10 protein-coding genes and 3 pseudogenes are annotated in these 12,604 nt (G+C 69.3%); 5 read left to right on the top strand and 8 right to left on the bottom strand.

Annotated elements, in window-relative coordinates:
- Positions 1 to 51: 51 nt before the first annotated feature.
- From ACO1BR_RS39970 to ACO1BR_RS39945, 6 genes and pseudogenes are all read right to left on the bottom strand, one after another.
- A pseudogene (locus ACO1BR_RS39970) lies at positions 52 to 1,193 on the bottom strand (toprim domain-containing protein); the annotation flags it as partial.
- Positions 1,194 to 2,050: 857 nt separating this feature from the next.
- A complete protein-coding gene (locus ACO1BR_RS39965) occupies positions 2,051 to 2,710 on the bottom strand; it encodes a response regulator (protein ID WP_426800019.1) in 660 nt (219 codons plus the stop codon).
- Positions 2,707 to 4,035: a sensor histidine kinase gene (locus ACO1BR_RS39960; protein ID WP_426800018.1), complete on the bottom strand. Its 1,329-nt coding sequence runs from the start codon at positions 4,033 to 4,035 to the stop codon at positions 2,707 to 2,709. Before ACO1BR_RS39960 ends, ACO1BR_RS39965 begins: the two co-directional genes overlap by 4 nt.
- 13 nt (positions 4,036 to 4,048) lie before the next feature.
- Positions 4,049 to 4,879 carry an ABC transporter permease gene (locus ACO1BR_RS39955; RefSeq protein ID WP_426800017.1) on the bottom strand — a complete coding sequence of 277 codons (831 nt, stop codon included), beginning with the start codon at positions 4,877 to 4,879 and terminating at the stop codon, positions 4,049 to 4,051.
- On the bottom strand, positions 4,876 to 5,814 hold the full coding sequence (locus tag ACO1BR_RS39950) for an ATP-binding cassette domain-containing protein (RefSeq protein ID WP_426800016.1): 939 nt from the start codon (positions 5,812 to 5,814) through the stop codon (positions 4,876 to 4,878). The genes ACO1BR_RS39955 and ACO1BR_RS39950 overlap by 4 nt, the downstream gene beginning before the upstream one ends.
- 224 nt (positions 5,815 to 6,038) lie before the next feature.
- Positions 6,039 to 6,758 carry a helical backbone metal receptor gene (locus ACO1BR_RS39945; RefSeq protein WP_426800015.1) on the bottom strand — a complete coding sequence of 240 codons (720 nt, stop codon included), beginning with the start codon at positions 6,756 to 6,758 and terminating at the stop codon, positions 6,039 to 6,041.
- A gap of 73 nt (positions 6,759 to 6,831) precedes the next feature.
- On the opposite strand from ACO1BR_RS39945, the gene ACO1BR_RS39940 reads away from it, so the two are divergent.
- The 3 genes and pseudogenes from ACO1BR_RS39940 to ACO1BR_RS39930 form a co-directional block, all read left to right on the top strand.
- The gene (locus tag ACO1BR_RS39940) at positions 6,832 to 7,692 is read left to right on the top strand and encodes a haloalkane dehalogenase (RefSeq protein ID WP_426800014.1); all 861 of its coding nucleotides are present in this window, start codon (positions 6,832 to 6,834) and stop codon (positions 7,690 to 7,692) included.
- Between the two features lie 181 nt (positions 7,693 to 7,873).
- Positions 7,874 to 8,356 (top strand): annotated as a pseudogene (locus ACO1BR_RS39935) (LuxR C-terminal-related transcriptional regulator); the annotation flags it as partial.
- 39 nt (positions 8,357 to 8,395) lie between these two features.
- A pseudogene (locus ACO1BR_RS39930) lies at positions 8,396 to 8,665 on the top strand (transposase); the annotation flags it as partial.
- Here ACO1BR_RS39930 and ACO1BR_RS39925 read toward each other — a convergent pair.
- Both ACO1BR_RS39925 and ACO1BR_RS39920 read right to left on the bottom strand, forming a co-directional pair.
- A complete protein-coding gene (locus ACO1BR_RS39925; RefSeq protein ID WP_426800013.1) occupies positions 8,642 to 9,637 on the bottom strand; it encodes an amidohydrolase family protein in 996 nt (331 codons plus the stop codon). The pseudogene ACO1BR_RS39930 and the gene ACO1BR_RS39925 overlap by 24 nt on opposite strands.
- A gap of 128 nt (positions 9,638 to 9,765) precedes the next feature.
- Positions 9,766 to 10,482 (bottom strand): SDR family NAD(P)-dependent oxidoreductase, encoded by a 717-nt coding sequence (locus ACO1BR_RS39920; RefSeq protein WP_426800012.1) that lies wholly within the window; start codon positions 10,480 to 10,482, stop codon positions 9,766 to 9,768.
- A 191-nt stretch (positions 10,483 to 10,673) separates the two neighbouring features.
- On the opposite strand from ACO1BR_RS39920, the gene ACO1BR_RS39915 reads away from it, so the two are divergent.
- Both ACO1BR_RS39915 and ACO1BR_RS39910 read left to right on the top strand, forming a co-directional pair.
- Positions 10,674 to 11,702 (top strand): Lrp/AsnC family transcriptional regulator, encoded by a 1,029-nt coding sequence (locus tag ACO1BR_RS39915; RefSeq protein ID WP_426800011.1) that lies wholly within the window; start codon positions 10,674 to 10,676, stop codon positions 11,700 to 11,702.
- Between the two features lie 413 nt (positions 11,703 to 12,115).
- Positions 12,116 to 12,604: hypothetical protein (locus ACO1BR_RS39910; RefSeq protein WP_426800010.1), on the top strand; the 489-nt coding region annotated here is incomplete at its 3' end.

Below are 12,604 nucleotides of genomic sequence, written 5' to 3'. Positions count from 1 at the left end.
TGGTCCGGGCAACAGAGCAGGTGGGGGCCGCCTGGGTGGGTCGCGCAGTTCTCAGATATCGATCCTGGACCGGTCGAGCGTGGCAGCGGAGCTCGTGATGAACTCCTTGCGGGGAGCTACGTCGTTGCCCATCAGCAGGTCGAACGCGCCTTCTGCGGCCTCCAGGTTGGTGAGGTTGATCCGGCGCAGGGTGCGGTGGCGCGGGTCCATGGTGGTCTCGGCCAGCTGGTCGGCGTCCATCTCACCGAGGCCCTTGAGCGTTGGATCGAGTCCTTGTACCGGATGTCCTTGCTCTGGAACTCGAGCAGCCTGTCGCGCAGTTCACGGTCCGAGTACGTGTAGACGTACTTGTCCTGGCCCTTCTTGGGCTGGATCAACTCGACGCGGTGCAGCGGCGGCACCGCGGCGAACACACGGCCGGCCTCGACCGTGGGCCGCATGTAGCGGTGGAACAGCGTGAGGACCAGGGTCCGGATGTGGGAGCCGTCCACATCGGCGTCGGTCATCATGATGATCTTGCCGTAGCGCGCCGCGGCCAGGTCGAAGGTTCGCTCGGAACCGGCTCCTATCACCTGGATGATCGCGCCGCACTCGGCGTTCTTCGGCATGTCCGCGACCGAGGACTTCTGAACGTTGAGGATCTTGCCGCGGATCGGCAGCAGCGCCTGGAACTCAGAGTTCCGGGCGAGCTTGGCCGTGCCGAGCGCGGAGTCGCCCTCGACGATGAACAGCTCGCTGCGGTCGACGTCGTCGCTGCGGCAGTCGGCGAGCTTGGCGGGCAGGGAGGAGGACTCCAGGGCCGTCTTCAGGCGCTGCGTGTCCTTGTGCTGGCGGGCGGCGATGCGTGTGCGGGCGGCGGCGACGGCCTTCTCCAGGATCACCCGGGCCTGCTGTGCGGCGCCGCGCTGGGTGGAGGTCAGGAACGCCTTGAATTCCTTGGAGATCACGGTGTTGACGATGCGGCGGGCCGCCGAGGTCCCGAGGACCTCCTTGGTCTGGCCCTCGAACTGGGGCTCGGCGAGGCGGACCGCGACGACCGCGGTGAGGCCCTCGAGGGCGTCGTCCTTGACGATGTCGTCCTCGGCGACGCGCAGCAGCTTCTTGGCCCGCAGCGCCTCGTTCATCGTCTTGGCCGCGGCCTGCTCGAAGCCGGCGACGTGGGTGCCGCCCTTTTGGGTGGCGATGATGTTGACGCCGGTCGGCCACCCCCGCAAGTGCCTCGTCCACGGAGTTGTCCACGAGCTCCTGCACCAGGTGATGGAGCCTCCGTTCTCCCGTGGAGCCGATGTACATCCCGGGCCGCTTGCGTACGGCGTCCAGGCCGTCCAGAACAGTGATCGCGTTGGCGTCATACGCCGCCGCCACCCGGCCGGGCTGCTGGGATCCGGGGGTACCGGTGGCGGTGCGAGTGTCGTAAGTGGTCACAGATGCTCTCTTTCGGGCATGGCAGGCCGCGCTCCCGCACCACGGTGCGGGAGCGGCCGGACAGCTGGAGGAGACAGGGCAGGGCAGCCCAAACGGGGCCCCGGACGCTCACGGGCCTTGGGACCGTTGACCGCCGGGACGCTGTCCAGGGTGTCGGTGATGCCCCTCGCCAGAGGGGTGACAGCGCCTCCATGTGCCGCCGTGCGACCCTTACTTCACCTCGGTCAATCCCCCCTACATTGTCCCCTTGGAAATGCAGCAGAGGGTCACTCGGGGGCTTCCTTGGCGCCTTGCTGCGTAGAGCCCCAGGCGCCATTTCTGGCGTGACCCTCCGCGGTCACCAGTCGCGCTGCGTCAGGCCGCCAGCCCCCGGTCTCCCGTCAGGTCCGACGTTGGCGATCTTGATGACAGTTGTCGCCGTTATGTGTCAACTAGAGCCGTCCGTCGCAAAGTCCATCGCATCCTCTGAACTGGGGTGTTGCGACGACCACGAGAACGGAAGTCCGTGCCGGGGCTTCTCCATGCCAACCCTGAGCACCAAAGCTGTCCCCCGGGGCCAACTACGGTGCTCAGTCACAACGGCCGGACCGACTGAACCCACAGCCGGCGAAGCGGTCGCCAGGCCCTACGCGGGGCGGGCCAGTCCGGCGTCGTAGGCGATGATGACGGCGTGGACGCGGTCGCGGGCGCCGATCTTGGCCAGGACGCGGCTGACGTGGGTCTTCACCGTCGACTCCGACAGGACCAGATGCGCGGCGATCTCGCTGTTCGTCAGGCTCTGGCCGATGTCCACCAGGACCTCCCGCTCGCGCTGCGACAGCGTCGCCAGGCGCGGGTCCGCGGCCGGTTCGCGGGGGGCGCCACCCTGGGCGGCGAAGGCCTCCAGGAGGCGGCGGGTCATCGCTGGGGCCACCACCGCGTCGCCGCCCGCGACCGCGCGGATGCCCGCGAGGAGTTCGTCGGGGCGGGCGTCCTTGAGCAGGAAGCCGCTGGCGCCCGCGCGCAGCGCGCCGTAGGCGTACTCGTCCAGGTCGAAGGTGGTCAGCACGAGAACCCGCGAACGGTCGCCCGCGGCGACAATCTGCCGGGTGGCCTCGATGCCGTCCATGCCGGGCATCCGGATGTCCATCAGCACCACGTCCGGGCGCAGCTCGGCCGTGCGGCGCACCGCCTCCGCGCCGTGCGCGGCCTCGCCCACGACGGTCGTCTCCGGGCTGCTCTCCAGCAGCATCCGGAAGCCCATCCGCTGCAGCGGCTGGTCGTCGACGATGAGCACGGTGGTCACTGCTGCTCCTCCGGGGGCGCTGAGGTTCCACCCCGTGGTTCGAGCGTAGTCGCGAGCGGGAGGACCGCGCGGACCGACCAGCCACCGCCGGGCCGCGGGCCCGCCGACGCGCTGCCGCCCGCCAGGGCCGCCCGCTCGCGGATACCGATCAGCCCGTGCCCGTTCGCGGCGGCCGGCTCCGCCGTCGCGCCGTCCTCGTGCCCGCTGTCGTCCACGCTCACCCGCACCTCGCCCCGCCGCGCGTCCACCGCCACCGAGACGTGCACGACCGTGCGCGGGCCCGCGTGCTTGAGGGAGTTGGTGAGCGCCTCCTGGACGATCCGGTAGACAGCCAGTTGCACGCCGGTCGGCAACGTCGCCGCCTCGCCCGCGGTGGTGAAGGTGACGGTCGGCCCGGCCGCCCTGATCCGCTCGCAGAGCGCGGCGAGGTCCGCCGCCCCGGGCTGCGGGTGCAGCTCCGGGGGAGTCCCACCCTTCGCTTCGCCCTCCGGCAGCTCCGCGCGCAGCGCGCCGAGCGTGCGGCGCAGTTCGCCCAGCGACTCGCGGCCCGCCTCGGCGATGATCCGCAGGACCTCGGGGCCGCGCTCCGGCCGCTGCTCCGCCTGGGCCGCGCCGCCGTCGGCCAGCCCGATGATGATCGCCAGGCTGTGCCCGACGATGTCGTGCAGCTCCCGTGAGACCCGGGCCCGCTCGCTCGCCGTCGCGAGCTGCTCGCGCTGCTCGCGTTCGACCTCCAACGTCGCGGCCCGGTCGGCCAGCGCGGCCAGTTGGGCCTGCCGAATCCGTCCGGCCAGCCCCAACGCGCTGGCGGCCACCGCCGCGCAGCAGACGAAGAAGAGGCTCACCCACGCCTGCCGCGAGAACGGCTCGACCCGCCAGGCGAGCACCGCGGCGCTGGGCAGCACCCCCGCCGCGACCCACGGCAGCCGCCGGGGCGGCAGGTACCGGGCCGCCCCGTAGAGGGCGATCATCAGGCTGATGTCGCTGCGGGCGGCCACCGCGAAGGACCACTGCAGCGCGCAGACGACCAGCACCGCCCAGAGCACCGCCCACGGCCGGCGCCGCCGCCACACGAGCGCCAGCGCCTGCGCGCCCGCGGTCACCGGGATCACCCAGACCGCGGCCGGCTGCTGCGCGAACACGCCACCGTGTTCCCCGCCACCCCTGCTGAGGCTCGCGAGACCGATCAGCAGCACGAACAGCGCGATGCACGTGTCCAGCACCTGCGTGTGCGCGCGATCGAAGGCGCGCACACGCAGCCACCACCGCGCGACCGGGTGGTCCCACAGGGGATCGGCGCTGCTGCTGTCCATGGGCACGGGCATGGGCGTGAGGTACCTAGCTGTCGGAACGGATCAGACGGTACGCCGCCGCGGCCACCGTCACCGCGACCCACGCGGCGAAGACCCACAGCCCGGTGCTGGGGCTGAGCGCCCCGGACGCGGTGTGCAACTGGAAGATCTGGCTGCCCGCCTCGCCCGGCAGGTAGGGGGAGATGTCCGTCTTCCAGCTGCTGGGCAGGATGTCCAGCAGGATCGGGAACAGCATCAGCGTGCCGACCAGCAGCGAGATCCCGCCCGCCACCGAGCGCACCAGCATGCCGAGCGCCGCGCCGAAGGTGGTGACCAGCGCGAGGTAGAGGCCCGCACCGAAGAGGCAGCGCAGTACCCCGTCCGCGCCGAGCCCCAGCGCGATCGGCTTACCCGAGAGGAAGCTCATGCCACCCAGGAACGACGCGAACGCGCCGATGGTGGCGACCACGAGCACCGAGCCGAAGCCGACCAGCAGCTTGGACCAGAGCACCGGCAGCCGCTTGGGCACCGCCGTCAGCGTCGACCGGATCATGCCGGTGGTGTACTCGCCGGCCGTGATCAGCACGCCGAGCACGCCGAGCGCCAGCTGAGCGAGCTCGCTGCTGCGCAGCGCCAGCGCGACCGCGTTCTTGGCGTCCGCGCCGGGACCGTGCAGGTCGGCCGGGTTGTAGCGGTAGGCCGACATGACGCCGATGCCGACCAGGATCAGCAGCGAGATCCCCAGCGTGATCCAAGTGGACCGCAGCGAGAGGAACTTGGCCCACTCAGCGCGCAGCACGCGCGGGAAGGTCACCTTGTAGCTCGGCCTCGGGGCCTCGGTCCGCGCCGTGGCGGGCGCCGTCAGGGTCGCGCTCATGCGGCCACACTCCCGTGGGAATTGGTGCTTGCGTTGCTGCGGTACTCGACCGTGTCCCCGGTCAGGGTCATGAACGCCTCCTCCAGGGAGGCCACCTGTGGGGTCAGCTCGTAGACGGCGACGCCGGCGTCCGCCGCGCGCTGCCCGATCTCCCGCGCCGTCAGGCCGTTGACGACCAGCGTCTCCGAGCCTGCCTCGCCGGTGACCGTCACGTTCGGGCCAAGCAGCAGCTCGCGCAGGCGCGCGGAGCCGGCGGAGACGACCTTGACACTGTCGCCCCCCGACCGTTCGATGAAGTCGGCCACCGTGGTGTCGGCCAGCAGTCGGCCCCGGCCGACGATCACGAGGTTGGTCGCGGTCAACGCCATCTCGCTCATCAGGTGCGAGGAGACGAAGACCGTCCTGCCCTCCTCCGCCAGGCCGGTGAGCAGGTTGCGGATCCACAGCACGCCCTCCGGGTCGAGCCCGTTGACCGGCTCGTCCAGCATGATCGTCTGCGGGTCGCCGAGCAACGCGGCGGCGATGCCGAGGCGCTGGCCCATACCGAGCGAGAACGCGCCCGCCCGCTTCTTGGCGACCTTGCCGAGCCCCGCGAGCTCGATCACCTCGTCGACCCGGCGCCGGGGGATGCCGTGGGTGAGCGCGAGCGAGAGCAGGTGGTGGTAGGCGGAGCGGCCGGGGTGGATGGACTTCGCCTCCAGCAGCGCGCCGACCTCCTGCAGCGGGGCGACGTGCTGGGCGTAGCGCTTGCCGTTGACCGTGACGCTGCCGCTGGTGGGCGCGTCGAGACCGAGGATCATGCGCATGGTGGTCGACTTGCCGGCCCCGTTCGGGCCGAGGAAGCCCGTGACGACGCCGGGCTTGACGGTGAAGTTCAAGCCGTCGACGGCGGTCTTGTCGCCGTAGCGCTTGATCAGGTGCTGGATCTCGATCACGGGATCGGTACCTCCGTGGTTCCTGGGCGGGGAGCCCGGACCGTCCGGAATCCCTGCTCGGAACCGTACGGAGAGCACCACCCCCGACCCCCGGCACGGCGGGACCGCTCCCGGCGGGTGGGTGGTACCCCGGTACCACCCACTCCTCGGCCGTGAGGCGTACCCCGCAGCGCCCCCAGCCGCCGCAGCAGGCCCGCTCGTGCGGCGCCCGGCGCGTGGCCTGCTCAGCGGTGAGCTGCTCGCAGCGCCGCGCCGATGACCTCGGGCGCCTCCCGCAGCGAGGGCCCGTACCACGTGAGATGGCGTCCGCTGACCAGCGCCGTGGGAAGCCCGGGGAAGTCCTGCGGACCGTCGTCGGCGGTGAAGCGGTACGGCTCGTCGGGCAGTACCACCAACTCGGCCCCGGCCGCGTTCAGTTCGCCGATCGGGATACGCGCATAGCGTTCGGCGTGACCTGCGTAGACGTTGCCCACCCCGAGCCGGGCCAGTACGTCGCCCGCGAAGGTGTCCCGCCCGCACACCATCCAGGGCCGCCGCCAGATCGGCACGACGGCCGGGACGAGCCGGGTGGGCGGTGCCACCCGGCGCCAGGCGTTCTCCGCCTCGGCCAGCCAGGCCGGTCCGGGCAGCCCGCAGCCCTCGACCAGCACCCGGCGCAGTTCGCTGAACGCCTGCTCCAGGGTGCGTACCTCGGTGACCAGGACGCGCAGCCCGGCGGCCCGCAACGCGGCCAGGTCCGGTGCCCGGTTCTCCTCCTCGTTGGCGATGACCAGGTCGGGCGCGAGCGCGGCGATCCGCTCGGTGTCGGGGTTCTTGGTGCCGCCCACCCGGACGACATCGAGGTCGTCCGGGTGAGTACACCAGTCGGTGGCGCCTACCAGCAGGTCCCGCCTGGTGGCGGCGACGGCCTCGGTAAGTGAAGGGACCAGCGAGACAACACGCATGACCGCCAGTCTCCCAGATGCCGCGTGCACCGAGCCGGGACACTATGTAGCCCGGCATCCGAGGGAGGGCTCCATGCTGATCGACTTCGTTCCCAACGGGGATCTGTACCCCTTTGAGTCGCGTTGGTTCGACTCGTCCGTCGGCAGGGTTCACTACATCGACGAGGGGACGGGACCAACGATCCTGTTCTGTCATGGCGCTCCGGCGTGGAGTTTCCTCTACCGCCACATCGTGAAGGACCTGCGCGACCGGTACCGGTGTGTCGCCGTCGACTACCTGGGCTTCGGATTGTCCGCACGTCCTGCGGGTTTCGGCTACACCATCGCCGAGCACACCGCGGTCCTCGGCGAGCTGATCGATCACCTGCAGCTCGACGACTTCGTTCTGATGGGACACGATTGGGGCGGCCCCATCGGTCTGGGCGCGGCCACCGCGCGCGCGGACCGGGTGAGGGGGATCGTGCTGGGCAACACCGTGTTCTGGCCGATCGAAGCGATGGCGAATCGGGCTTTCAGCGTCATCATGGGTAGCCGTCCGATGCAGCGGCGGATACTCCAACACAATTTCCTCGTTGAGCGCGTCCTGCTCGCAGAACTGGGGCGCAAGCTCACCGCGGCCGAGGCCGACCACTACCGCGCGGTGCAGCCCACCGCGGAAGCCCGGCGCGGACTCGCCATGATGCCCAAGGAAATTCGTGCCGCGCGCCCGCTGCTGGAGCAGCTTGCACGAGACGTGCCCGCCCAGCTCGGCGGCAAGCCGGCCCTGTTGGTGTGGGGAATGCAGGACATGGTGTTCCGTCCCAACACCTCTATCCCGCGAATGCGTGCCGCCTTCACCGATCTGGACATAGTCGAGCTGCCCCACGCGCGGCACTTCATTCAGGAACACGCACCGGATGCGATCACGGCGGCGATCGCGAAGCGATTCCCGTGAGTTCGATCGACGAACGTCCGTCACCCGGGCCCGGACGGTGGAGGCCGTCGCCTCCACCGCCGAGAACCGGGGGATCTCCGGCCTTGCGGCTTCTCCCGGAAAACCAACGCCAAGCCGTTCCTGAGCTCAAGGGCGCCCGCAGACGGAAAACCGTCCTGACGAATCAGCTCAACCCCGGCCTCAAAGCCGCCGGCTGCTGTCGGATCCCGAGGACGCCGAACCGCACTTCCGGGCAGCCCTGGCGTACCCGGTCCTTGAGCACTGGCCCTTCGAACGCGCCCAAGCCCTGCTGGACCTCGCCGAGTGGCTGCGGCGCCGTCGGCGCATCGCCGAGGCGCGGGGACCGCTCACTGAGGCACTGCAAACGTTCCGGCGCCTGGGCGTACACCCGTGGGTCGAACGCGCCCGAGCCGAATCGCGCGCCGCCGGCCTGGACGTCACTGACTCGACCCCCGACGCGCTTGCCGAACTCTCCCCACAACAGCAGCGGATCATCAGACTCGCCGCCCGCCGGCTGACCAAGCGCGAGATCGGCGAGAAGCTCTTCCTCTCCCCGCGCACGATCAGCCCGCACCTCTACCGCAGCTTCCCCCAGCTGGGCATCACCGCCCGCTCCCAGCTGCGCGACCTCATCGAGGGCACCCTGGCGATGGCCGGCCACCAGCAACAAAGGCACGTCCGGGCTCGCCGCGGAGTGCCGGTTATTGCCGACGGCGGCTACCAGGGCACCGGCCTGCTCATCCCTCACCGCAGACGACGTGGTCAGACGCGCCTCAGCCCGCGACAGGAGGCGGAGAACACCGCCCATCGCCGGGCCCGGGCCAGAGTGGAACACGCCCTGTCCCGCCTGAAGAACTGGAAGATCTTCCGGGACTGCTGCCTCAAAGGCAACGGCGTTCACCAGGACATGCTCGGTATCGCCCGACTACACAACCTGGCCCTCACCCGCTCACCCCATACGGGACAACCTTGAGAAGTCAATGCCGTACAAGGATGCCGCGTTGGCCGACGAGAACTGCTCGCGTTCCGCGTCTGACGAGAAGTGATTCAGGAAGGAATCGATTTCTTTCCTGGTCGGCCGTTGGAACGGGTAGTCGGTCGAGAAGATCAACCGGTCGACGGTGGTGACGGATAGGGCGTGCTGCAGAAGTGCCGGATTGAGCATGCCGGAGGTGGTGATGTAGAAGTTTGACCGGACGTAGTCCGACACGGATCGCTCCAATCCGGCGATACGGGAAAGGCTGTCGGCTCGGTCGAGCCAGAAGAACAGCATCTCTCCCCAGTGGCCGAGCACAACTCGAAGGTCGGGATGACGGTCGAACGTGCCCCGCAGTACCAGCCGGAGCGCCGCAGTCGCGGCGTCCAGGTGCCACCCCCACCCGAAAGTGGCGAGGGCGAGGTCCGTCATGGGGTCGAATCCGCGATATGAGGCGTCTCGGACTGCGGTCGAGGGCAGCTGCGGATGGATGAACACGGGCTGGCCGAGTTCTGATGCGGCCGAGAAGAAGTCGTCGTAGGCGGGGTCGTCGAGGAACAGGTCCCCCGATCGGCCATAGACCATGGTGCCTACATGCCCCATGCCCGCAGCTCTTTCCAACTCGCCTGCGACGTCCTTTGGTGACGACATGGGGAGAGTGGACAGCGATCGGAAACGGGTCGGGTGCTGGGCGACGGCCGCTGCAGCCATATCGTTCGCGGCGCGGCTCAGAGCCAGTGCCTTGCTGGGCGGCAGCGGCTGGACTCCCGGCGGTGTCAGGGCGAGGACGGACATGTCGATTCCCTGAGCGTCCATGGCCGCGATGCGGCCGGCCCCCAGGTCCTCCAGACGTTCCTGGTTGTCGCCCATCTCATGGAAGGCAAGGCTTTCGTCGGGCTGTGCCACGGCTCGGAGGGCGGACGTCACGTCCGGCATGATCCAGTGTTCTTCGATAGCGATGAAAGGCATAGTCGTCATCCTTGGCGGTCTCCTGCGGGTGGCCACGTCAGCCGCGGGTGATGGGGGGTTTCGAGGGATGAGACCGCTTACGGTGGCTGCTGGTCGTCAGACTGTCCGCAAGGGGCGCTCGGCGGGGCTTACCAGGGCACTGTCTGACCCGAGCGGTCCAGATACGCCAGGCCCGGCGTGCCCAGTTTGGACAGTAGAACGTCCACCAGCAGCGGGACGCTCTCCTCGACGGTGAACGGCGCGTCCGGCCCCCCGAGCGCGGTGCGGATCCAGCCCGGTGCCAGGAGGGCGAAGCCGCGCTGCGTATCGGCCTGGCGGGCCGCGAAACTGCGCATGAACATGTTCAAGGCCGCTTTGCTTCCCCGGTAGAGCTCGCGGCCTGCGGTCGTGTTGTTCGTGATGCTGCCCTGCCCGGACGACATCGCTCCGATGAGGCCGGTGGGGGACACCAGGTCTTCGAGCGCCTCGATGACGCGCATGGGGCTGAGAGCGTTGGTGATCATCACCTCGACAAAGTCGTCTGTCGCCACCTTGCCGATCGGCATCTGCTCATTGTTCGTGGTGCCGGCGTTGACGAAGAGCAGGTCGAGCTGACGTTCCGTAAGACGCTCGTGCAGGGGCGCCAGGTGGTCGGGCTCGTTGATGTCGAGGTACTCGATGGTGACGCGGCCCTCGGCCCGATCGGCGAGATCGTGCAGGGGGGTTTGCGCGGAGGTGTCGCGGACCGTGCCGACGACGTTCCAGCCTCGGCCGAGGAGTTCAGCCGCCATCGCGTGTCCGAGGCCGCGCGAGGCCCCGACGATGAGGGCGGTCGGCGTGCGCTGCCCTGTGGCAGTCGATGACATACAGCGTCATCTCCGTTCCTTTGCGTTGCGAGCTCACCTCGTGCGCCCTCAGCCCAGACCGTCTCGGGGCGGCACCGGGGTGCGCACTGCCGTGGCTCTTCATCGGGACGGAACAAGTCTGCTTGCCGTGCTGCCGCAGATGCGGTCCAGGCAGTTCAATTTGTAGGATTCCCGCTATGGGAGGTACCTCGATGTCTCAATCCCTCGCGATCCAGCCCGATGACGTGCGAATCATTCGTGCACTGCAGGTCGCCCCGAGAGCCTCCTTCGCCTCGATAGCAGCCGCGCTCGGCCTCACCGAAGGCACCGTCAACCGCCGATATCGGCGCTTGCACGCCGACGGCGTCATCCGCGTCGCCGGCGTGGTCAACCCGGGAGCGTTGGGACAAAGCAGATGGCTGGTACGACTACGCTGCCGGCCCGGCAGCGTCGCGGCGATCGCGGCCGCGCTCGCCAAGCGAGACGACGTCAACTGGGTAGCCCTTGGCGCAGCCGGCTCCGAAGTCACGTGCGCGACTCAGTCACGGGATCAAGCGCAGCGAGAAGAACTGCTCGGCCAACGGCTTCCGCGCACCGCGGCGGTGCTCGACATCAGCGCCTTCGCCATGCTCCGCCAGTTCATGGGAGGCCGCGGCCACTACTGGGCCGCACTCCACGGCGTGCTGTCCCCGGAGCAGGAAGCCATGCTCGGGAGCGACGGCCCCCCATTCACGGAGTCTGCCGTCGTCACTGACGACCCTGTTCACCTCAGCGCCGAAGACGAGAAGATTCTCGGCGCGCTCGCCGCTGACGGTCGGGCCAGTCTCGTCGACCTCGCCAGAGCGGCGGATTCCACCCCCGGCCGTGTATCCCGCCGCCTCCACGTCCTGCTCCAACAACGCGTCGTCCACATCGACGTCGAGATCGCCCCAGCAGCCTTGGGCTATCACGCGCGGGCCAACCTGTGGCTGCGAGTGCATCCGTCAAAGGTGAAGAACGTCGGACGCTCGCTGGCACACGAGCCGGAGATCGCCTTCGCCGCGGCCATCTCCGGCCCCTACAACATCCACGCCGTCGCCCACTGCCGAGACCTCGACGAGCTCTTCGAATTCACGTCGGAACGCATCGGGGCCCTGCCCGGCCTGCAGAGCATGGAAGTCTCACCTGTCCTACGGCACATCAAGCAAGCAGGCACGCTACTGTCCGGCGATCGCCTCGTCGTGCCACCGACTCAAGCGTGACGTAGGCAGGCCCGCGGCGTCGCGACGCCTTACGACAAGCCCGTCGTCCGCTACGAGGCGCGTCCAACTCACCTTCATACGCCAGTCCCTGAGACCTCATTTCAAACACGGCCTGGTGCCCCCTTCCTCAAACGCTCGCCCCAGGAGTGGTATTTGACTGCCGAGGACCACAACGGAGGCAGGCTGACGGGTATCGGAGGCACTCGATACAGCGCAGGACTGCTGTGCACAAAGGCGTAGGACTGGCCGCGGTTGCGTCCGAAGCACACCGTCATCGTTCCCATCAGCGTGGCCGCTACCAGGCCGATGACCAGCGGCGGGATGGTGACGGTCAGCGTCCCGACAGGTTGAGGCGGCGGCCCGTCGGGAGCGGCTGGGGAGGTGTTGTTAGGGTGCCCTGCCGTGAGCGAGATATGAGCGAGAAGGACCTCAGCCCGTCGAAGGGCCCCCGCCCTTCGATAGACGAGCTCCTCGGCCGCCTGAGCGCATCTCAGCGGCAGGCGCTGCGCGACGCCGGGTTCGAGGTGGAGGCGCTGCGCGCGATGGCGTCCGCGCCGGATGGCCCGGGTCGGGTGGTCGCGCTGGTCGGGGAGTTCACCGACAGCGGTGAACGGCTGCGTCCGGTGGACTGGTCCACGCTCTCGGAGCGGGAGGTGCCGCTACGGCTCGTCGTGCGGCGCTGGTTGCAGCTGCTCGCCTTCGACCTCGCCGCGGTGGCGGCCTGCGGACTCGTCGCCGTGGAGGCCGGTCACTGGCCCGCGCTCGGCACCTGCGCCGCGTTCACGCTTCTCTACATCTTCTGGCTCCGGCGCCGGATGCCGCGCTCGCCGGGGCACAAGGCGGCCGGTAAGGTCGCGGGGCTCGGCTTCGCGGCGCTGATCATCAGCGTGGGCTTCGGCGCT

It is taken from the genome of Streptomyces sp. YGL11-2, from assembly GCF_050054615.1.
Taxonomy (GTDB): Bacteria; Actinomycetota; Actinomycetes; order Streptomycetales; family Streptomycetaceae; genus Streptomyces.
This window is presented reverse-complemented; position numbering and strand designations above follow the sequence as displayed.